This window comes from Micromonospora sp. DT227 (assembly GCF_049841835.1).
In the GTDB taxonomy this organism is placed as follows: domain Bacteria; phylum Actinomycetota; class Actinomycetes; order Mycobacteriales; family Micromonosporaceae; genus Micromonospora.
The window spans coordinates 167,051-187,738 of record NZ_JBNCLA010000006.1; the positions used below are offsets into that span (position 1 = coordinate 167,051).

Consider the following 20,688-nt stretch of genomic DNA (forward strand, 5'->3'; position numbering starts at 1 on the left):
GCCGGAGGGTCCCGCTCCGGCCGGCCGCCTCAGCGGACGGCCCGTACGCCATACGGTATGCCATCGGTAGGATGGAGCCACTATGTCGAAGGAGCGCAGCGGCAAGGCCGATCCCGCACGCAGCCTGGCCATCCTCTGGCGCACCCGGGAGCCCACCAGCCGCGGCACCGGTCCGGGGCTCAGCGTCGACCGGATCGTGCGGGCGGCCGTCGAGATCGCCGACGCCGAGGGCATCGACGCGCTCACCATGCGGCGGGTCAGCGAGGCGCTGGGCGCCGGCACCATGTCGGTCTACACCTACGTGCCCGGCAAGTCGGAGCTGCTCGACGTCATGGTCGACACCGTCTACGGCGACATGCCGCGACCGGCCGACGTGCCGGGTGGGTGGCGCGGCCGGCTGGACCGGATCGCCCGGGACAACCTGGCGCTCTACCGCGCCCACCCGTGGCTGCTGCGCGCCGAGACCAGCCGCCCGGTGCTCGGCCCCCACACGCTCGCCAAGTACGACTACGAGCTGCGCGCCGTGGCCGACATCGGGCTGGACGACGTGGAGATGGACGCCGTGCTCACCCTGGTCCTCGGGCACGTCAAGAGCATCGCCCGCGCCGACCACGACGACGCGCGGCTGGAACGCGAGACCGGGATGACCGACGGGCAGTGGTGGCAGATCCACGGCCCGTGGCTGGAGAAGTTCATGACCTCGGGCAGCTACCCGATCGCGGCCCGGGTCGGCTCGGCCGCCGGGGCGGCGCACGGCGCGGCCTACGGCCCGGAGTACGCCTTCGAGTTCGGGCTGCGGCGGGTGCTGGACGGCATCGCGGTGGTGGTCGCCGAGCGCACGGGCGGGGCCGGCCCGCTCGGCTCGCCCCCGGCCGACGCCGGGCGGTGACCGCGCGCCGCTAGGGTGGTCGCATGATCACGTGCGTCGTGCACTACACCATCGATCCCGCCCGGATCGAGGCGTTCGAACGGTTCGCCCGCGCCTGGATGACGCTGGTGGCCCGGCACGGCGGCGTGCACCACGGCTACTTCCTGCCCGCCGAGGGCGCCAGCGACCGGGCCGAGGCGCTGTTCAGCTTCGAGAGCCTGGCGGCGTACGAGCGGTACCGCTCCCGGTTCGGCGTGGACCCGGAGTTCGTCGCGGCCGACCGGATCCGCGACGAGTCGGGGTGCGTGCTGCGGTACGACCGCACGTTCATGCGCCCGCTCCTGCCGACCGACTGACGCCGTCGCCGCGCTGCGGGGCGGCGGCGGTGGTCACGGGGAAGCCGGCCCCCGGGCCCGGGGGCCGACGGCCGCGGCGGCGTAGCGCCGGGCCAGGCGGGCGAACGCGTCCCGCAGCTCGGGTGGCCCGACCACCTCGATGTCGGCGTCGTACCGGCCGAGCAGGGCGGCCAGGCCGGGCCAGGACCAGCCGCCGAGCACCAGCCGGCAGCGGTCCGGGCCGAGCTCCTCGACCAGGCCGTCGCGGGTCCAGGTGGAGACCGTCCGGGCCGGCAGGTCGAGGATCACCTCCCCCCGGCACGGCCAGTCACCGGGGCCGCCGGCGCCGTGGAACCGGCCGGCGACGTACGCCGCCACGTCGCCGCCGGGAAGCTCCCGGGGCGTGAACCGGGGGCCGGTCGGGGTGCGCGGACTGATCCGGTCGACGCGGAACGTGCGCCAGTCGTCGCGGTCCAGGTCCCAGGCGACGAGGTACCAGCGCCCGCCCCAGGTGACCAGGTGGTGCGGCTGGACCCGGCGCGGCGGTGGCAGGCCGTGCGGTGCATCGGCCGCCGGCCCGGCCGGGTAGTCGAAGCGCAGCACCTCGCAGGCGTGCACGGCGGCGCTGAGCGTCACCAGCAGGCCCGGCTCGACCCGGGGCCGGACCGCGCCGCCGGACTTCTCCACCGCGACCACCCGCAGCGCGTCGACGCGGTGGCGCAGCCGCGCCGGCATGACCTGCCGAACCGTGGTCAGCGCCCGCGCGGCGGACTCCTCGATGCCGGTCACGGTGGTCGCCGCGGTCTGCAACGCCACGGTGAGCGCCACGGCCTGCTCGTCGTCGAAGAGCAGCGGCGGCAGCGCCGCCCCGGCGCCCAGCCGGTAGCCGCCGTCCGGGCCCTTGGCGGCGGCGATCGGATAGCCCAGCTCGCGCAGCCGGTCGACGTCGCGGCGCACGGTCCGCGCGCTCACCCCGAGCCGTTCGGCCAGCACCGCGCCCGGCCAGTCGCGACGGGCCTGCAACAGGGACAGCAGGGCGAGCAGGCGGGCGGACGTCGTCGACATGGGCCGCATTCTGCCCCGGGTAGCGGACAGGAACTGACCGCTACGCCTGCGAGCGTGGACCGGTACCGATCGCCGACCGGAAGGAACCGATGACCATGACCGCCCCGACCGCGCCGCCCACCACGCTCGACGCCGAGCGGACCGACCTGCTCCGGGCGCTCGCCGGCGCCCGCGCCGCGCTGACCGCCACGGTGCGCGACCTGACCGACGCCCGGGCGGGGGAGCGCCCCACCGTCAGCGCGCTCTGCCTGGGCGGGGTGCTCAAGCACGTCGCGTCCGGCGAGGAGGCCTGGCTGCGGTTCGTGGTCGACGGCCCGGCGGTGATGACCTTCACCCTGCCCGACGGCGTGACCTGGGCGGAGTTCCTGGCCGGCACGGCGCGCGAACTGCCGCGCTGGGCGATCGAACGGGAGCGGACGTTCCAGATGCTGCCCGAGGACACGCTGCCCGCCATCCTCGACCGGTACGCGCGGGTCGCCGCCCGTACCGAGGAGATCGTCGCCGGCCTGGCCGACCTGTCGGCGGCGCATCCGGTGCCGGACGTGCCCTGGCACGAGCCCGGCACGGTGCTGAGCGTGCGCGCGGTGCTGATGCACGTCATCGCCGAGACCCGGCAGCACGCCGGGCACGCGGAGATCCTGCGCGAGACGCTCGACCGGCGGACCACCGCCTGACCCGGCGCGTGCCCGCCCTCACCCCGGCGTGGCGACGGCCCGGCCCATCCGGGTCACCGCCTCGGTCAGCACGGCGGGCGAGGTGGCGAAGTTGAGCCGGACGAAGCCCGCGCCGCCGGTGCCGAAGACGTGCCCGGAGCTGAGCGCCACCCGGGCGTCGTCGAGGAACATCCGCGCCGGACCGGACAGGTCGGTGACGATGCCCGGCCCGTCACCCGGTGTCTCGGTGGGCAGGCCGAGCCGGGTGCAGTCCAGCCAGGCGAGGTAGGTGCCGTCGGGCGGCTGCCAGGACACCGCGGGCAGGTGCTCGGCGAGCAGCGTCCCGAGCAACGCGCGGTTGGCGTCGAGGCCGTCGAGGAGCTGGTCCAACCACGGCCCGCCGGCGGCGAACGCGGCGGTGTGCGCGAGCACCCCCAGGTGACTGGGCCCGTGGCTGACCTCCTCCGGCATCCGGGCCAGGTCGGCGGCGGCGTCCGGCCCGGCGACCGCCACCGCCGCCTTGAGACCGGCGAGGTTCCACGCCTTGGACGCCGACAGCAGCGCGAACGCGTTCCCGGAACCGGGGACCGTCAGGTACGGGGTGAACCGCGCGCCGGCGAGCGCCAGCGGAGCGTGGATCTCGTCGGAGACGACCCGGACGCCGTGCCGTGCGGCCAGCTCGGCGACGGTGGCCAGCTCGTCGCGGCGGTGCACCACGCCGGTCGGGTTGTGCGGGTTGCAGAGCAGGAACGCGGGCCGTGCGCCGAGCAGCCGGGCCCGGCGGAACGCCTCGTCCAGCGCGGCGAGGTCGAGCCGCCCGTCCGGCCCGAGCGGGGCCTCCAGCACCCGCCGGTCGGCGTGCGAGACGAACGCGTAGAACGGCGGGTAGACGGGCGGGCAGACCACCACCGCGTCATCCGGGTCGGTGACCAGCCGCAGCACCTCGACCACGCCCATCATCACGTCGGGCACCAGCGTGCTGCGCCCGACCGGGAAGTCCGGCCAGTCCCAGCGCTGCGCCGCGAACCCGGCGAGCGCCTCCGCGTAGCCCGTCCCGTGCGCGTAACCGGTGTCGCCCAGCTCGACCGCGCGGCGCAGCGCGTCGGCCACCGGCGGCGCGAGCGGTACGTCCTGCTCGGCCACCCAGAGCGGGAGCACGTCCGGCGGGTGCAGCCGCCACTTGACGCTGGTGCGCTGCCGGAGCTGAGCCAGCGTCAGCCGGGTGAGCGGGTTGCGGTCGTCGGCGGAAACGCGCATACCGTTCACCCTAGGCGGCTCTATCATCGCCCGATGGCCCGCCCGACGTATCCACTGCGGACGCCGCGACTGCTGCTGCGCCCGGTCACGCCCGACGACCTGGACGACGTGCACGCCTGGCAGCGCCGTCCCGACGTGTGCCGCTGGACGCTCGCGCAGCCGCGTACCCGGGAGCAGTCCCGGGCGTCGGTGGCCGCGATGGTGGGCGAGGACGCGCTGCGCGCGGAGGGCGACTGTCTGACGCTGGCCGCGGTCGCCGGCGACCGGGTGATCGGCACGGTGGAGCTGGTCTGGCGCAGCCGCGCCGACCGCACCGCCGAGCTGGGGTACGTCTTCCATCCCGACCACGGCGGCCGGGGCCTGGCCACCGAGGCGGCCGGCGCGCTGCTGGACTGGGGGTTCGGCGCGTTCGGGCTGCACCGGGTGACGGGCCGGTGCCACGCCGGCAACGAGGCGTCCGCCCGGCTGCTGGCCCGGCTCGGCATGCGCCGGGAGGCGCGGCACGTGCGCAGTTACCGGTTCCGTGACGAGTGGGCCGACCAGCTCGTCTTCGCCGTCCTCGCCGACGAGTGGCGCCCCCGCACGGGCTGAGCCGGCCGCGTGCGGCCCCGGGCGGGCTGAGCCGGCGGCGGGCGGCCCCGGGCCCCGGGAGGCGGTCAGTCGGCGGTGACCGGGTCGCCGACCCGGATCTCGCCGGCGCCGACCGGGATCAGCCGGATGCCGAACCACACCTTCCCGTCCCACCGCCGGTGCCGCGCCAGCGTGCGGATCGGCTCCCTGCCGCTGGTGAGCGTCACCGGGTCGATCAGCGTGAGCGAGCAGCGGTCGCAGCGTTCGGCGACCCGGAAGTCGACCGCGCCGATGCGCACCCGGGTCCAGCCGTCCTCGGCGAACGGCGCGACCGGGCCGTCGAGCACCACGGTGGGCCGGAACCGGGCCATCGGCAGCGGGTCCGGCGCCGGCTCGCCCCGCTCCAGCGCGCCCTCCACGATCCAGTCCCGCAGCCGGCGCAGCGACGGCAGCGTGGCGACCAGCAGCGGGCCGGCGTCGGCGAGGTTCAGCGGGTCGCCGGGGCGGCCTCCGTGGTCGGTCGACACCGGGCGGCGGCGCGGGTCGTCCAGCCAGCCCAGCCGCACCGGACGCGCCAGGCGCTCGGTGAGCCAGTCGTGCGCCTCGGCGGTGGCCAGGCGCACCGAGTCCAGCCGGGACAGCGTGGTGGCGGCCGGTGGCCCGGCCACCGGCTCGGGGACGACCAGCGAACCGCCGGCCCGGTCGGTGAGCGTGAGGGAGTCGACGCCGGGCACGGCGGTCAGCCCGAGCATCCGGGGCGCGGTGCGGGCGGTGAGCACCGCGCCGTCCGGTTGCAGCAGCACCCAGCGCCGGTCGTGGCGCAGCCCCCACGGCTCGACCGTGGCCCGTTCGACGTCCACGCCGGCCAGCGACTTCACCGGGTGGATGTGGGCCGAGACGAGTCGCACCGGTCAGCCGACCTTCGGGGTGGCCCGGTCGATGATCGCGGCGAGGTCGAGGCCGCCGGGCAGCGTCCCGTACGCCTGACCGTGGTCGCCGCCCAGCCGGGACGCGCAGAACGCGTCCGCGACCGCCGGGTGGCCGTGCCGGACCAGCAGCGCGCCCTGGAGCACCAGCGCGAGCCGCTCCACCACGCGGCGGGCCCGCAGCTCCAGGTCGGTGTGGTCGGCCAGCTCGTCGCGCACCGCGCGGACCGCCGCGTCGAGGCGCGGGTCAGCGCCGGCCGCGGCGGCCACCTCCGCCTCGTACGCGGCCAGCACCTGCGGCTCCCGGGTGAGCGCGCGCAGCACGTCCAGCGCGGCGACGTTCCCGGAGCCCTCCCAGATCGAGTTCAGCGGCGACTCGCGGAACAGCCGCGGCATGCCTGATTCCTCGACGTAGCCGTTGCCGCCCAGGCACTCCAGCGCCTCGGCGGCGTGCCCCGGCCAGCGCTTGCAGACCCAGTACTTCCCGACCGCCAGCGCCAGGCGCTTGAACGCGGTCTCGCCGGCGTCGCCACGCGCCGACCGGTCGGTCGCGCCGGCCAGCCGCGTCATCAGCACGGTGGCCGCCTCGGACTCCACCGCCAGGTCGGCCAGCACGTTACGCATCAGCGGCTGCTCGGCCAGGTAGCGGCCGAACACCTTCCGGTGCGTGGCGTGGTGCACGGCGGTGGTCACGCCCTGGCGCATGCCGGCCGCCGCGCCGATCACGCAGTCCAGGCGGGTCAGGTTGACCATGTCGATGATGGTGCGCACGCCGCGACCCTCGTCGCCGACGCGCCACGCCACCGCGTGCTCGTACTCGATCTCGGCGGAGGCGTTGGAGCGGTTGCCGAGCTTGTCCTTCAGCCGCATCAGCCGCATCGGGTTGCGACCGCCGTCGGGCAGCACGCGGGGGACCAGGAAGCAGGTGAGGCCGTCCGGCGCCTGGGCGAGCGTGAGGAACAGGTCGCACATCGGCGCTGAGGTGAACCACTTGTGCCCGACCAGCCGGTAGCTGCCGTCCGGCTCGGGTTGGGCGGTGGTGGTGTTGGCGCGCACGTCCGAGCCGCCCTGCTTCTCGGTCATCGACATGCCGGCCAACAGGCCGCGCTTGCTCTCCGGCGGGCGCAGCCCGAAGTCGTACTCGGTGCTGGTCAGCAGTGGCTCGTAGCGCGCGGCCAGCTCGGGGCTGTGCCGCAGCGCCGGCACCGCCGCGTAGGTCATCGAGATCGGGCAGCCGTGCCCGGCGTCGGGCCGCCAGACGTAGAAGCCGGCGGCGCGGGCCACGTGCGCGCCGGGCCGGTCGTCGGCCCACGGCGCGGCGTGCAGGCCGTGCCCGACCGCGGTGCGCATCAGCTCGTGCCAGGACGGGTGGAACTCCACCTCGTCGACGCGGTGGCCGTAACGGTCGTGGGTGCGCAGCACCGGGGGGTGCTCGTTGGCCAGCCGGCCGTGCTCGGTGGCCGTCTCGCCGCCGGCCAGCCGGCCCAGCTCGCGCAGCCCGGCGGCGGCCCAGCCGGCGCCCTCCCGCGCCAGCCCGTCGAGCAGCGCCGGATCGTCGGCGGTGTCGTGGCCGACCAGCGGCGGGACCTGGTTGACGACCTCGTGTGTGGTCACGGCGGCACTCCCAGCACGCGGTGGCGGAAGGTGGATTGAACCACCGTTCAACCCCGACCGGCAACCGCGCGTCGACCGGTCGATTCGGCTCGATTCGGTTGACATCATCCCGCTCGGCGAGAAGAGTGGCCGAAACTTTCTTTTGTTCGGAAAGCGGCAGGGGGGCCAATGTCCAGGAACAAGCTCGGCGTGATCGGCGCGGCGCTCACGCTCGCGGCCGGTGTCCTGTCCGGATGCAGCGGCGGCGAGGCCGTCGACGTCGGTGACGGCGGCGGGAGCGCCGGGGGCGCGGGCGGTGTCCTCAACGCCGCGATCGGCGGCGAACCGGACCAGCTCGACCCGCACAAGACGTCCGCCTACTACAGCTTCCAGGTCCTGGAGAACGTCTACGACACGCTCGTCGAGCCGGACGCCGACCTGAAGATGGTGCCGTCGCTGGCCACCAAGTGGACCACCAGCGCCGACCAGCTCACCTGGACGTTCACCCTGCGCGACGGGGCGAAGTTCTCCGACGGGTCGCCGCTGACCTCGGAGGACGTCGTCTACTCCTACGAGCGGATCATCAAGCAGAAGCTGAACACCGCCTACAAGTTCGCCACCGTCAAGTCGGTGACCGGCCCCGACCCGGCCACGGTCGTGGTGACGCTGACCGCGCCCACCCCCAACCTGCTGGCCAACCTGGGCGGCTTCAAGGGCGTGGCGATCGTGGAGAAGTCCAACGTGGAGTCCGGCAAGGTGAAGACCGCGCCGGTCGGCAGCGGCCCGTTCAAGGTCGCCGGCTACACCTCGGGTGACAGCATCAAGCTGGTCCGCAACGACACGTACTGGGGCGACAAGCCGAAGCTCGACGGCGTCACCTTCACGTTCGTCAAGGACCCGACCGTCGCGCTGCAGAACCTGCGCAGCGGCCAGGTGCAGTGGACCGACAACCTGCCGCCGCAGCAGGTGACGTCGTTGCGCGACGGCGACGACCCGGTGGTGAAGACGGCCCCCTCCACCGACTACTGGTACGTGGCGCTCAACGAGGCCCGCAAGCCGTTCGACAACCCCGAGGTCCGCCGCGCGATCGGCTACGCGCTGGACCGGGAGGCGATCACCAAGGCGGCCAAGTTCGGTCTCGCCACGGTCAACCAGGCCGCCATCCCGCGCAACAGCGCGTTTTTCTACGACTACGCGCCCTTCTCGCACGACCCGGCCAAGGCGAAGCAGATGCTCGGCCAGGCCGGCGTCGGCAACCTCACCATGGACCTGATGGTCACGAGTGAGTACCCGGAGACGGTCACCGCCGCCCAGGTCATCGCCGCGCAGCTCAAGGACGTCGGGATCACCGTGAAGATCCGTACGCTGGACTTCGCCCAGTGGCTCGACGAGCAGGCCAAGGGGAACTTCGACGGGTTCATGCTCGGCTGGCTGGGCAACGTCGACCCGGACGAGTTCTACTACGCCCAGCACCACAGCGGCGGCACGTTCAACTTCCACAAGTACGCCAACCCGGCCGTGGACAAGCTGCTCGACACCGCCCGCACCGAGACCGACCAGGGCGCCCGCAAGCAGGCGTACGACCAGGCGGCGAAGCAGATCGTCGACGACGCCAGCTACCTCTACCTGTACAACCCGGACGTGGTGCAGGGCTGGTCGAAGAAGGTCTCCGGCTACGACGTCCGCAGCGACCGGGCGATCCGGTTCCGCACGGTCGCCCTCGGCAAGTGACATGACCCGCTTCGTCCTGCGGCGGGTCCTCCAGTCCGCGGTCGTGCTGCTCGGGGTGACCCTGGTGGTCTTCCTGCTGCTGCAACTGGTGCCCGGCGATCCGGTGCGGGTGGCGCTCGGCACCCGCTTCGACCCGCAGACGTACGAGGCGCTGCGGGAACGCGCCGGCCTGGACCAGCCGCTGCCCGTGCAGTACGCCAGCTATCTCGGTCACGCGCTCACCGGCGACCTCGGGGTCAGCTTCCGCACCGGCCAGCCGGTCAGCCGGATCGTGCTGGAACGACTGCCGGCGACGCTGTCGCTGGCGCTCACCGCGGTGGTGTTCGCGCTGCTGGTGGCGTTCCCGCTGGGCATCGTCGCGGCGGTGCGCAGCGGCTCGGCGGTCGACCACGCGGCGCGCGTGTTCAGCCAGTTCGGCGTCTCGGTGCCCGACTTCTGGATGGGCATCATGGGGATCATCCTCTTCGCCGGTGTGCTGGGCTGGCTGCCGCCGTCGGGCTACGTGGCGCTCACCGAGGACCCGGGCCGGTGGGCGTCGCACGTGGCGCTGCCGGCGGTCACCGTCGGCCTGGTCACCGCGTCGATCCTCACCCGGTTCATCCGCTCCTCGGTGCTGGAGGTCCTCTCCGCCGACTACGTGCGCACCGCCGAGGCGAAGGGGCTGCGCAACCGGGTGGTGATCCTGCGGCACGTGCTGCGCAACGCGCTGATCCCGGTCGTCACCGTGGTCGCGGTGCAACTGGCCAGCCTGCTCGGCGGGGTGATCGTCATCGAGGTGCTGTTCGCCTGGCCCGGCATCGGCCGGCTCACGTTCGACGCGGTCCAGGCCCGCGACTATCCGGTCCTGCAGGGCGCCGTGCTGCTCGTGGCCGCGCTGTTCCTGCTGGTCAACCTGCTGGTGGACATTCTCTACGCCCGCCTCGACCCGAGGATCACGGTCAGGTGAGCGGCGCATCCGAGAGCACCCGGCGTCGCGTGCTGGACGCGCTGCGCCGCGACCCGCTCGCCGTCGGCGGCACGCTGGTCCTGCTGCTGCTGGTCGTGGTGGGCGTCGCCGGTCCCTGGCTGGCCCCGTCCGGCGTCAACGACGTCGACGTCGACGCGATGCTGCGACCACCCAGCGGGGCACACCCGTTCGGCACCGACGAACTGGGCCGGGACGTGCTCAGCCGGGTGCTGGTCGCGGCGCGCGTCTCGCTCCAGGTCGGCGTGGTCAGCGTCGGGATCGCGCTGGTCGCCGGCGTGACGCTCGGGCTGTTCGCCGGCTACTACCGGGGCTGGCTGGACAGCGTGCTGATGCGCTGCATGGACGTGCTGTTCGCGTTCCCGGTGCTGCTGCTGGCGGTGGCCATCGTGGCGGTGCTCGGGCCCGGCCTGCTCACCGCCATGGTCGCCATCGGCGTGGTCTACACGCCCATCTTCGCCCGGATCACCCGCGCCGGTGTGCTGGCCGTCCGCGAGCAGGTCTTCGTCCGGGCCGCCGTCTCCATCGGCGCGTCCGACCTGCGCATCATGCGCCGGCACGTGTTGCCCAACATCGCCGCGCCGCTGATCGTGCAGACGTCGCTGTCGTTGGCGTTCGCGATCCTGTCCGAGGCGGCGCTGTCCTTCCTCGGGCTGGGCATCCAGCCGCCGGCGCCGGCCTGGGGTCGGATGCTCTTCGACGGGCGGGGCTTCGTCACCGACGCCTGGTGGCTGGGCGTGTTCCCGGGCGCGGCGATCTTCCTGACCGTGCTCGCGTTCAACCTGGTCGGTGACGCGCTGCGCGACGTGCTCGACCCCCGCCAGCTCACCCTCAGCGAGGCCCGCAGGAGCACCACCGCATGAGCGAGCGCACCGAGCGAAGCGAGGGCCACGAGCGCATGACCAGTGACGATGTCGTGTTCTCCGTCGAGGACCTCACCGTCACCGTCGGCACCCGGCGCGGGCCGGCCCGCGCCGTGGCCGGCGTGTCCTGGCAGGTGCGGGCCGGCGAGACGTTCGCGCTGGTGGGCGAGTCCGGTAGCGGCAAGAGCATGACGCTGCTCGCGGCGACCGGCCTGGCGCCACGCGCCGCCACGGTCACCGGCCGGGTCCGGCTGCTCGACACCGAGCTGAGCGCGCTGCCCGACGACCGCCGGCGCAGGCTGCGCGGCCGGCACGTCGGGTTCGTGTTCCAGGATCCGATGACCTCGCTCAACCCGGTGCTGCCGGTCGGCCGGCAGGTCACCGAGGCGGCCGAGGCGCACCTCGGGCTGACCCGCCGCGCCGCCCGGGCCCGGGCGGTGGAGCTGCTCGACCTGGTCGGCATCCCGTCGGCCGCGCAACGGGTCGACGCGTTCCCGCACCAGTTCTCCGGCGGCATGCGCCAGCGCGTCGTCATCGCCATGGCGCTGGCCTGCGAGCCGGACCTGCTGATCGCCGACGAGCCGACCACCGCGCTCGACGTCACCACCCAGGCGCAGATCGTCGAGCTGGTCGCCGACCTCCAGCAGCGGCTCGGCACCGCGGTCGTCTGGGTCACCCACGACCTGGGCGTGGTCGCCGGTATCGCGGACACCGTCGCGGTGATGTACGGGGGGCGGATCGTCGAGCAGGGCCCGGTCGACGCGGTGTTCGACGCCCCGACGCACCCGTACACCCGGGCGTTGCTCGCGGCCCGGCCGGACCCGGCCCGCCGGGGCGAGGACCTGGTGGCGATCCCGGGCGCCCCGCCGAGCCCGCTCGACCTGCCGCCGGGCTGCGCGTTCTGGCCGCGCTGCCCGGTGCGCGCCGACCCCCGGTGTGAGCACGAGCTGCCCCCGCTGACGCCGGTCGGGGACGGGCACACCGTCCGCACCTTCTATCCGGGAGAGACGCCATGACAGCGGCGGACGTGGTCGCCGAACTGGACGACCTGGCGGTGCACTTCCCGACCCCGGCCGGCGTGGTCCGCGCCGTGGACGGCGTGACGCTGGCGGTCCGCCGGGGCGAGACGCTCGGCCTGGTCGGTGAGTCCGGCAGCGGCAAGTCCACCGCCGGCCTGGCGCTGATGCGGCTGGTCGACCCGACCGCCGGCCGGGTCCGGGTGGCCGGCGCGGACGTGACCCGGCTGTCCCGGCGTCGACTGCGCGGCATGCGCCGGCACGTGGCGATGGTGTTCCAGGACCCGCAGGCGTCGCTGGACCCGCGCCGTACGGTCGCGGACAGCGTCGCCGAGCCGCTTGTGGTGCACCGGCTGGCCACGTCCGCCGCCGCCCGCCGGTCCCGGGTGGCCGAGCTGCTGGAGCTGGTCGGCCTGCGGCCGGAGACCGCCGACCGGCACCCGCACGAGCTGTCCGGCGGCCAGCGCCAGCGGGTGGGGGTGGCCCGCGCGCTGGCCGGCGAACCGGATCTGATCGTGCTGGACGAACCGATCGCCTCGCTGGACCTGAGCGTGCAGGCGCAGATCATGAACCTGCTCCGGCGGCTGCAACGCGATCTCGGGCTGACCTACCTGTTCATCGCGCACGACCTGGCGGCCGTCGAGCACATGAGCGACCGGATCGCGGTGATGTACCTGGGCCGCATCGTGGAGACCGGCCCGCCGGAGCGGATCTACCAGCGGCCGGCGCACCCCTACACGGCGGCGCTGCTGTCGGCGGTGCCGGTGGCCGATCCCCGCGTCGAGCGGGAACGCCGGCGCATCGTGCTCTCCGGTGACATCCCCAGCCCGGTGGACCCGCCCAGCGGTTGCCGCTTCCGTACCCGCTGCCCGCAGGCCCGCGACGCGTGCGCCGGAACCGATCCGGCGCTGGTCGAGGTCGGTCCCGGCCAGCACGCCGCCTGCCTGTTCCCGCTGGACGGCGCGCTGCTGCCCGTCGTCGGAACGGACCGCGCGGACGGGCCGGACCGGGACGGCGGCGCGGCGCGCGCCGACACCGGCGCGGCGTAGGCTCACCGGGCCGCCGTCGCCCGCAGGAGCCGCCCGATGACGTTCACCACCCGGCCGACGCTGCGCGGCACGTTCGGCATGGTCTCCTCGACGCACTGGCTGGCCAGCCAGTCCGCGATGGGCGTGTTGGAGCGCGGCGGCAACGCGTTCGACGCCGCGGTCGCCGCCGGTTTCGTGCTGCACGTGGTCGAGCCGCACCTCAACGGCCCCGGCGGCGAGGTGCCGGCGATCCTCGCCACGGCCGGCGATCCCACCCCGCGGGTGCTCTGCGGCCAGGGCCCGGCCCCGGCCGGCGCCACCGTCGCGCACTTCCGCGCGCTCGGTCTGGACCTGGTGCCCGGCGCCGGCCCGCTCGCCGCCGTGGTGCCCGGCGCGGTGGACGCCTGGCTGCTCCTGCTGCGCGACCACGGCACCCGCACGCTCGACGAGGTGCTGGAACCGGCGATCGGCTACGCCGCCGCCGGTCATCCGCTGGTCGGCGCCGCCGGGCAGACCGTGGCGCGGGTCCGGTCGCTGTTCACCGAGCATTGGCCGACCTCCGCGCGGCTCTGGCTGCGCGACGGCCGCCCGCCCACGCCGGGGGAGATGGTCACCAACCCGGCGTACGCGCAGACGCTGCGCCGCCTGGTCGAGGCCGGGCGGGATGCCGGGGCGGACCGGGTGGCGCAGATCGAGGCGGCTCGGCGCGCCTGGCGGGAGGGTTTCGTCGCCGAGGCGATCGACCGGTTCAGTCGCCGCCCGTTCCGTGACTCCAGTGGTCGCCCGCACGCCGGCCTGGTCACCGGTGACGACCTGGCCGGCTGGTCGGCCTCCTGGGAGGAGCCGGTCACGCTCGACTGGCGCGGGCACACCGTGGCGAAGACCGGTTTCTGGGGCCAGGGCCCGGTGCTGTTGCAGGCGCTGGCGACGCTCGACGCGTTCGACGATCCCCGGGCGCTGGATCCGTCCACGGTGGACGGCATCCATGCCCAGGCCGAGGCGCTGAAGCTCGCCTTCGCCGACCGGGAGGCGTGGTACGGCGACACCGACGTGCCGGGCGCGGCGCTGCTCTCGTCGGCGTACGCGGGTGAGCGGGCCGCGCTGATCGGCGACCGCGCCGCGACCGACCTGCGCCCGGGGACGCCAGCGGGCACGCCGCCCCGACTCCCGGCGCACCTGGGCGCGCACGCCACCCACCGGGCCGGCCCGTCGGATCCCAGCACCGGCGAACCGACGGTACGCGCGGACGGGGTGACCCGCGGCGACACCTGCCACGTCGACGTGGTGGACCGGTGGGGCAACATCATCTCGGCCACCCCGAGCGGCGGCTGGTTGCAGAGTTCGCCCGTCATCCCGGAGCTGGGCTTCCCGCTGGGCAGCCGGTTGCAGATGTGCTGGCTGGAGGAGGGGCTGGCGTCGTCGCTGCGGCCGGGCCGGCGTCCGCGTACCACGTTGAGCCCGACGCTGGTGCTGCGTGCGGGCGAGCCGGTGCTGGCCTGCGGCACGCCCGGCGGCGACCAGCAGGACCAGTGGCAGTTGCTGTTCCTGCTGCGTCACGTCGTCGGCGGGCAGGAGTTGCAGGAGGCGATCGACGCGCCGGCCTGGCACACCACCAGCCTGCCGGCGTCGTTCTACCCGCGTGAGGTCGAGCCGGGCGTGCTGGTAGCGGAGGACCGGATCGACCCGGACGTGCTGGCCGCGTTGCGCGTGAAGGGCCACACCGTGCGCCGCGCCGACCCGTGGAGCCTGGGCCGCCTGTGCGCCGTCACCCGCGACCCGCGCACCGGCGTCCTGTCCGCCGCCGCCAACCCCCGAGGCGCCCAGAACTACGCCACCGGCCGCTGACCCCCTCCCCGCCCCCGTCCCCGCCCCGCCCTCGCCGCGTCGATCTTGCAGATTCGGCCCCGACATCGTGGACAAACCGGGCTTCCCCCGGGCCGCAACTGCAAGATCGCGGGGGAGAGGGGCGGGGTGGGTGGGGCGGGGATTGGTCAGCCGTCGATCCGGGTGATGTTGCGGATCTTGTTGGCGGCGTCCAGTGCCGCCACCTTGTACGCCTCGGCCAGCGTCGGATAGTTGAACACCGCGTCGAGCAGGTAGTCGACCGTCCCGCCGCAGCCCATCACCGCCTGCCCGATGTGGATGATCTCGGTGGCGCCGGTGCCGAACACGTGCACGCCGAGCAGCCGCCCGTCCGTCGGCGAGACGAGCAGCTTCAACATGCCGTACGAGTCGCCGACGATCTGCCCCCGGGCCAGTTCGCGGTAGCGGGCGATGCCCACCTCGAACGGGGTGGAGCTGTCGGTCAGCTCGTCCTCGGTCTTCCCGACGAAGCTGATCTCCGGGATGGTGTAGATGCCGATCGGCTGCAGTTCCGGCATCGCGCGGGCCGGTTCCCCGCAGGCGTGCTGCGCGGCCAGGCGGCCCTGTTCCATCGAGGTGGAGGCGAGCGCCGGGAAGCCGATGACGTCGCCGACGGCGTAGATGTTCTCGACCGCGGTGCGGTAGTCGGCGTCGACCTGGATCCGGCCGCGGTGGTCGGCGGTGAGACCGGCCGCCTCCAGCGCGAGTTCGTCGGTCTGCCCCTGGCGGCCGGCGGAGTACATCACCGTGTCGGCGACGATCTTCTTGCCGCTGCGCAGCACGCAGAGCGCGGCGGTGCGGTGTTTCTCCACCGACGCCACCTCCTCGCCGAAGCGGAAGGTGACCGACAGGTCCCGCAGGTGGTACTTCAACGACTCGACGATCTCCTCGTCGCAGAAGTCGAGCATCCGCTCGCGGCGCTCGACCACCGTCACCTTGGTGCCGAGCGCGGCGAACATCGACGCGTACTCCATCCCGATCACGCCCGCGCCGACCACGACCATGCTGCGCGGCACAGCCTGCAGGTTGATGACGCCGTCGGAGTCGACGATCGTCCGGTCGTCGAAGTCGACGCTGTCCGGGCGGGCCGGGCGGGTGCCGGCGGCGATGACCGCCTTGTCGAAGCTGACCCGGGTCTCCCGGCCGGAGCCGGCGTCGACCCAGACCGAGTGCGCGTCGGCGAACCGGCCGGTACCGGTGATCATCGTGACCCGGTTGCGGGCCAGTTGGTCGCGGATCACGTCGGTCTGCCGGCCGATCACGTGCTGGGTCCGGGCGGCCAGGTCGGCGACCGTGATGTCCTCCTTGACCCGGTAGCTGCTTCCGTAGAGGTCACGCTGGCTCAGCCCGGTCAGGTAGAGGACCGCCTCGCGCAGCGTCTTGGACGGCACGGTGCCGGTGTTGATGCACACCCCGCCGAGCATGTCGCGACGGTCCACGACGGCGACGCGACGGCCCAGCTTGGCCGCGGCGATCGCCGCCTTCTGTCCACTTGGTCCGGAGCCCAGCACCAGCAGGTCGTAGTCATACACGCCCGACAGCCTGGCAGCATGTCCCGGCGGACGCCAGCGGAGGGGCCTCCAGAAGTGGATCATTCCCGTATGGTGCGCTGATGCGTCACCGCGTACCGCTGATCCTGCTTCTCGCGCCGCTGCTCGCCGCCGGGTGCACCGCCGACCCCGCCGCGCCGGCCGCCGACCCGTCCACTCCGCCGACCACGCCCGTTCCGAGCGCCCCCGCCGTCGACTACACCGCCTGGCAGGCGGGCCGTTCCACGCCGGTGGCCGACAAGGTCTACCCGGCGCGGGGCACCGACGCGCTGGACGTCCTGCACTACGACCTGGCGGTGGAGTGGGCACCGTCGACCCGGACCCTCACCGGCGCCGCCACGCTGCGGATCCGTCCGGTCCGGGACGCGCCGAACCTCGTGCTCGACTTCATGCCCTACCAGCTCGACGGCGTGACGCTGGACGGCACGCCGGTCACCGCCGCGGTGGCCCGGGAGAAGCTCACGGCGTCCGCGCCGGTCGTCGCCGACAAGCCGGTGACGCTGGTGGTCAGGTACCACGGCCGGCCGCGGACCACGCCGATGCCGTCGCACCGCAAGGACGTGGAGGACCTCGGCCTCACCGTCACCAAGGAGGGCGGCCTCTGGACGATGCAGGAGCCGTTCGGGGCGTTCACCTGGTACCCGGCGAACGACCAGCCCGCCGACGAGGCGCTCTACGACATCCGGGTGACCGTGCCGGCGGGGTGGACCGCGATCGCCGGCGGCACCCCGGCCGGGCAGTCCGGCACCACGTTCTCCTACCGCAGCGCCGACCCGGTCGCGACGTACCTGACCACGCTCGCGGTCGGGAAGTACCAGAAGCTGACCGCCAAGGGGCCGCGCGGCGTGCCGCTGACCTACTGGTACCGCAAGGGCGCCGACGACGATCTGGTGCCGTACCTGAAGAAGTCCCCGCAGTACCTGGCCTGGCTGGAGAAGAAGTTCGGCCCGTACCCGTTCCCCTCCGGCGGTGTCGTGGTGGTGGACTCGGCGTCGGGCATGGAGACCCAGCAGATGATCACGATGGGCGGGAAGATCGAGGACACCCGGGCCCGCCGGGACCGCTGGGGCAGTGACCTGCTGCACGAGTACGCCCACCAGTGGTTCGGCAACTCCGTCACGCCCACGAGCTGGACCGACCTGTGGCTGAACGAGGGGTGGGCGAAGTACGCCCAGGACCTGTACACCCAGGAGACGCTGAAGCTGAGCGCGGCGAGTCTGGACCGCTACCTGCGCGAGGGCGACGCGGCCCTGCGCAAGAAGCTGGGCCCGCCCGGCAGACCCGATCCGAAGCGGTTCGCCGAGGGCAACGTCTACCTCTGCCCGGCGGCCATGCTCCGCGAGATCCACCGGCAGGTGGGCGACAAGACGTTCTTCGTGCTGGCCCGCGCCTGGGTGCAGGACCAGCGCAACACCCAGCAGGACCGCGCGTCCTTCATCGCGTTCCTCAACGAGCGGACCGGCCGCGACTTCACCAAGCTGGTCAACACCTGGCTGGACTCGAAGACCACGCCGAAGTCGATCAAGGTCGGTTGACCGGGTCCGGGGCCCCGCGGGTCGGCGGGGCCCCGGACCGGCTCAGCGGCCCTGGAGCGCCCGGATGTTGTCGCCGAACGTCCAGCCCTTCGACCCGTCCCAGTTGATCGACCAGGTCATCAGGCCCTTGAGTCCCGGCACAGAGGTCCAGGCCTGGCTGACCAGCGACGGGCTCAGGTAGCCACCGCCCGCGCCGGGCTGCGCCGGCAGGCCGGGGACCTGCTTGTCGTACGGGACGCGGATGGTGACGCCCTGGACGGTGAGCCCGTTGTTCAGGCACTGCGTCTGCACGGTGAAGCCCTGCACGGTGCCGGCCGGGTACGAGTCACCGGCGCAGCCGTACATGGAGCCGTTGTAGTACTGCATGTTCAGCCACCAGAGCCGGCCGTTGTCGGCGTACTTCCTGACGATCGGCAGGTACGCGCCCCAGATCGAGCCGTAGGTGACGCTGCCGCCGGTGACGTACGCGGTCTCCGGCGCCATGGTGAGCCCGAAACCGGCCGGCATCTGGGCCAGCACCCCGTCGATGATCCGGATCAGGTTGGCCTGCGACGGCGAGAGCTGGTTGATGTTCCCGCTGCCGGTCAGCCCGGTCTCGATGTCGATGTCGATGCCGTCGAAGTTGTGCCGTTTGAGGATCGGCACCACGGTCGCGACGAACCGGTCGGCGACGGCGGCGGAGCTGAGGTCGATGCCGGCGGCGGCGCCGCCGATGGAGAGCAGCACGGTCAGGCCGGCGGCCTTGGCCTGGCAGACCTGCGCCGGGGTGGGCACCTTCACGCCGGCGTCCATGCCGTCCTCCCAGAGCACGGTGCCGTCGGCGCGGATGACCGGGAACGCGGCGGTGACCACGTTGTAGCCGTGACCGGTGATCCGGGCGTCGGTGACCGGGATCCAGCCGAGTCCGGGGTGCACGCCGTTGGCCGCGCCGTCCCAGTTCTCCCAGTAGCCCTGGAGCACCTTGCCGGTCGGCCGGGACCGCAGCGCGCAGGTGTCACCGCCCGGCGTGGACGTCGCGGTCGGGGTCGGCGTGGGGGTCCGGGTGGGGGAGGGGGACACGGTGGGGCTGGGCGTGGGCGACGGTGGCCGGGTGGTCGGGCTGGGTGACGGTGTGCCGCCGGTGCAGGCGCCGAGGTCGGTCCAGAGCGCCGGTACGGCGGCCGGCGTCCAGCCCGCGCCGACCGGCGGGGTGTGCGTGACCAACGCCTGGTAGAGCCGGCCGGCGTAGCTGGCCCGGCTGCCGGCGGTCCAGGTGACGCCCTCGGCCCAGGCCGGCGCGTCGCAGGCCACCAGCGCGGTGGGGTTCGCGGCGGCGGCGAAGCCGCCGGCGGCGGGCAGGGCCACGGTGGCGGCGAGCAGCGCGACGCCACCGAGCAGAGCGGTCGTCCCACGTCCGAGTCGCATGACATACCTCCTCATCGATGCGGCGGAGGTTATCAGTTAACTTTGTTAAGTGTAAATGCGCAGTAGTCTGTCAGCACTTCGTTCAGGACGTGAAATGTAGGAAGGACGGCGGCGGACGTGGACGCCAGACGCACCACGGTGCGCGACATGCGCCGGGCCAACCGGTCGGTCCTGCTCACCCGGATCTGGCTGGACGGCCCGCTCAGCCGGCACGAGCTGGGCCAGTCCACCGCGTTGAGCCTGGCCAGCGTGAGCAACCTGGTCGGCGAGATGATCACCGAAGGGCTGGTCGAGGAGGCCGGCTCGGTGGAGTCCGACGGCGGTCGCCCCCGGGTGCTGCTGCGGGTCGCCCCCGGCCACGGCTACCTGGTCGGCGCCGACGTGGGCGAGACCCGGGTGCAGGTCGAGCTGTTCGACCTGACCATGACCGCGCTGGCCAAGGCGGAGTACCCGATCGCCACCGCCGAGCCCGACCCGGGACAGGTCGCCACGCACCTGCTGCACGGCCTCGCCGCGGTGACCGAGCAGGCGGGCGTCGACCCGGCCGCGGTGCTCGGCTTCGGCGTCGCCGTCTCCGGCACGGTCGAGCGCGCCGCCGACGCGGTGGTGCACGCGCAGACGCTCGGCTGGGACGGCGTCCCGCTCGGCGCGATGCTGCGCGCCGGCACCGACGTGCCGGTGCACATCGACAACGGCGCCAAGACGCTCGGCCAGGCCGAGATGTGGTTCGGCGCCGGCCGGGGCGTCCGGCACGCGGTGGTCGTCCTGGTCGGCTCCGGCGTCGGGGCCTGCGTGGTCGCCGACGGCGTCGGCTACCGCGGCGCGCACAGCAGCGCCGGCGAGTGGGGCCACACCACCATCGTGTACGGGGGCCGGCGCTGCCGCTGCGGCAACCTCGGCTGCCTCGAGGCGTACGTCGGGGCGGAGGGGGTGCTCGACCGGTTCCGGCGGGCCAACCGGGGCCGCCCGGCGCCCGGCGGGGACGAGGAGAGCGCGTTCGGTGAGCTGCTGCGCGCCGGCAGCCGCACCGCCGCCACGGTGATCGACGAGACGGTCGGCTACCTCGGCGCCGGCCTGGCCAACCTGGTGAACCTGTTCAACCCGGAGCGGGTGGTGCTGGGCGGCTGGGCCGGGCTGGCGCTGGGCGAGCGCCATCTGCCGGCGATCCGCGAGGCGACCGCGCGGCACGCGCTGCGCCAGCCGTACGCGCAGACCTCGGTCGAGCTGTGCCGGCTCGGACCGGACGCGGTCGCGATGGGCGCGGCCACCCTGCCGATGGCCCGGCTGCTGCGCGACGGCGGCGTGCGCCGCGAGCCGGCCGCCCGGCCGGCCCCGGCGCGGCGGTCGCGGGAACGCTGACCGGCCGCGCCGACCACGCCGGGCCGGCCGCACCGGGCGGCGGCCGGACCGGCGTCACCCGCGGCAGCGGCCGGACCGGCGTCGCCACCGGCCCGGCCGCCCGGGGGA

At 74.0% G+C, this 20,688-nt stretch carries 18 protein-coding genes; 12 read left to right on the top strand and 6 right to left on the bottom strand.

Annotated features, from left to right (window positions below):
- Positions 1-82 precede the first annotated feature (82 nt).
- Positions 83-889: a TetR/AcrR family transcriptional regulator gene (locus ACLQ2W_RS21430; RefSeq protein WP_425787998.1), complete on the top strand. Its 807-nt coding sequence runs from the start codon at positions 83-85 to the stop codon at positions 887-889.
- Between the two features lie 23 nt (positions 890-912).
- Entirely contained in the window at positions 913-1,224 is a 312-nt protein-coding gene (locus tag ACLQ2W_RS21435) for an NIPSNAP family protein (protein WP_405089369.1), read from the top strand.
- Between the two features lie 33 nt (positions 1,225-1,257).
- Here the strand turns inward: ACLQ2W_RS21435 and ACLQ2W_RS21440 are convergent, their stop codons facing one another.
- Positions 1,258-2,268, bottom strand: coding sequence for a helix-turn-helix transcriptional regulator (locus tag ACLQ2W_RS21440; protein ID WP_425788000.1), 1,011 nt, complete (start codon positions 2,266-2,268; stop codon positions 1,258-1,260).
- A gap of 95 nt (positions 2,269-2,363) precedes the next feature.
- Between ACLQ2W_RS21440 and ACLQ2W_RS21445 the strand changes: the two genes are divergently transcribed.
- Positions 2,364-2,942, top strand: a complete 579-nt coding sequence (locus ACLQ2W_RS21445; RefSeq protein WP_425788002.1) for a DUF664 domain-containing protein — start codon at positions 2,364-2,366, stop codon at positions 2,940-2,942.
- Positions 2,943-2,960: 18 nt separating this feature from the next.
- On the opposite strand, the gene ACLQ2W_RS21450 is transcribed toward ACLQ2W_RS21445, so the two are convergent.
- Complete coding sequence (locus tag ACLQ2W_RS21450; protein ID WP_425788004.1) at positions 2,961-4,178, bottom strand: MalY/PatB family protein; 1,218 nt, start codon at positions 4,176-4,178, stop codon at positions 2,961-2,963.
- A 33-nt stretch (positions 4,179-4,211) separates the two neighbouring features.
- On the opposite strand from ACLQ2W_RS21450, the gene ACLQ2W_RS21455 reads away from it, so the two are divergent.
- On the top strand, positions 4,212-4,769 hold the full coding sequence (locus tag ACLQ2W_RS21455) for a GNAT family N-acetyltransferase (protein ID WP_425788006.1): 558 nt from the start codon (positions 4,212-4,214) through the stop codon (positions 4,767-4,769).
- Positions 4,770-4,834: 65 nt separating this feature from the next.
- On the opposite strand, the gene ACLQ2W_RS21460 is transcribed toward ACLQ2W_RS21455, so the two are convergent.
- Together ACLQ2W_RS21460 and ACLQ2W_RS21465 are read right to left on the bottom strand one after the other, a co-directional pair.
- Positions 4,835-5,656, bottom strand: a complete 822-nt coding sequence (locus tag ACLQ2W_RS21460) for an MOSC domain-containing protein (RefSeq protein WP_425788008.1) — start codon at positions 5,654-5,656, stop codon at positions 4,835-4,837.
- Positions 5,657-5,659: 3 nt separating this feature from the next.
- Entirely contained in the window at positions 5,660-7,288 is a 1,629-nt protein-coding gene (locus ACLQ2W_RS21465) for an acyl-CoA dehydrogenase family protein (protein ID WP_425788010.1), read from the bottom strand.
- A 168-nt stretch (positions 7,289-7,456) separates the two neighbouring features.
- On the opposite strand from ACLQ2W_RS21465, the gene ACLQ2W_RS21470 reads away from it, so the two are divergent.
- Genes ACLQ2W_RS21470 through ACLQ2W_RS21495 form a run of 6 tightly spaced genes read left to right on the top strand, consistent with a single transcriptional unit; the run spans position 7,457 to position 14,714 of the window.
- A complete protein-coding gene (locus ACLQ2W_RS21470) occupies positions 7,457-8,998 on the top strand; it encodes an ABC transporter substrate-binding protein (RefSeq protein WP_425788012.1) in 1,542 nt (513 codons plus the stop codon).
- Position 8,999: 1 nt separating this feature from the next.
- Positions 9,000-9,944 carry an ABC transporter permease gene (locus ACLQ2W_RS21475; protein ID WP_281941108.1) on the top strand — a complete coding sequence of 315 codons (945 nt, stop codon included), beginning with the start codon at positions 9,000-9,002 and terminating at the stop codon, positions 9,942-9,944.
- The gene (locus tag ACLQ2W_RS21480) at positions 9,941-10,825 is read left to right on the top strand and encodes an ABC transporter permease (protein ID WP_357301778.1); all 885 of its coding nucleotides are present in this window, start codon (positions 9,941-9,943) and stop codon (positions 10,823-10,825) included. Before ACLQ2W_RS21475 ends, ACLQ2W_RS21480 begins: the two co-directional genes overlap by 4 nt.
- Positions 10,822-11,841: an ABC transporter ATP-binding protein gene (locus ACLQ2W_RS21485; protein WP_425788015.1), complete on the top strand. Its 1,020-nt coding sequence runs from the start codon at positions 10,822-10,824 to the stop codon at positions 11,839-11,841. Before ACLQ2W_RS21480 ends, ACLQ2W_RS21485 begins: the two co-directional genes overlap by 4 nt.
- Positions 11,838-12,890 carry an ABC transporter ATP-binding protein gene (locus ACLQ2W_RS21490; protein WP_425788017.1) on the top strand — a complete coding sequence of 351 codons (1,053 nt, stop codon included), beginning with the start codon at positions 11,838-11,840 and terminating at the stop codon, positions 12,888-12,890. Before ACLQ2W_RS21485 ends, ACLQ2W_RS21490 begins: the two co-directional genes overlap by 4 nt.
- Positions 12,891-12,926: 36 nt before the next feature.
- Complete coding sequence (locus ACLQ2W_RS21495) at positions 12,927-14,714, top strand: gamma-glutamyltransferase family protein (protein WP_425788019.1); 1,788 nt, start codon at positions 12,927-12,929, stop codon at positions 14,712-14,714.
- Positions 14,715-14,860: 146 nt separating this feature from the next.
- Here the strand turns inward: ACLQ2W_RS21495 and sthA are convergent, their stop codons facing one another.
- Positions 14,861-16,264 carry a Si-specific NAD(P)(+) transhydrogenase gene (gene sthA / locus ACLQ2W_RS21500; RefSeq protein ID WP_425788021.1) on the bottom strand — a complete coding sequence of 468 codons (1,404 nt, stop codon included), beginning with the start codon at positions 16,262-16,264 and terminating at the stop codon, positions 14,861-14,863.
- Positions 16,265-16,344: 80 nt separating this feature from the next.
- Here sthA and ACLQ2W_RS21505 point away from each other — a divergent pair, with 80 nt between their 5' ends.
- Positions 16,345-17,817, top strand: a complete 1,473-nt coding sequence (locus ACLQ2W_RS21505; protein ID WP_425788023.1) for a M1 family metallopeptidase — start codon at positions 16,345-16,347, stop codon at positions 17,815-17,817.
- Between the two features lie 42 nt (positions 17,818-17,859).
- Here ACLQ2W_RS21505 and ACLQ2W_RS21510 read toward each other — a convergent pair whose 3' ends face one another.
- Positions 17,860-19,221, bottom strand: coding sequence for a glycosyl hydrolase family 18 protein (locus ACLQ2W_RS21510; RefSeq protein WP_425788025.1), 1,362 nt, complete (start codon positions 19,219-19,221; stop codon positions 17,860-17,862).
- 117 nt (positions 19,222-19,338) lie between these two features.
- Between ACLQ2W_RS21510 and ACLQ2W_RS21515 the strand changes: the two genes are divergently transcribed.
- On the top strand, positions 19,339-20,580 hold the full coding sequence (locus tag ACLQ2W_RS21515; RefSeq protein WP_425788027.1) for an ROK family transcriptional regulator: 1,242 nt from the start codon (positions 19,339-19,341) through the stop codon (positions 20,578-20,580).
- Positions 20,581-20,688: the final 108 nt, after the last annotated feature.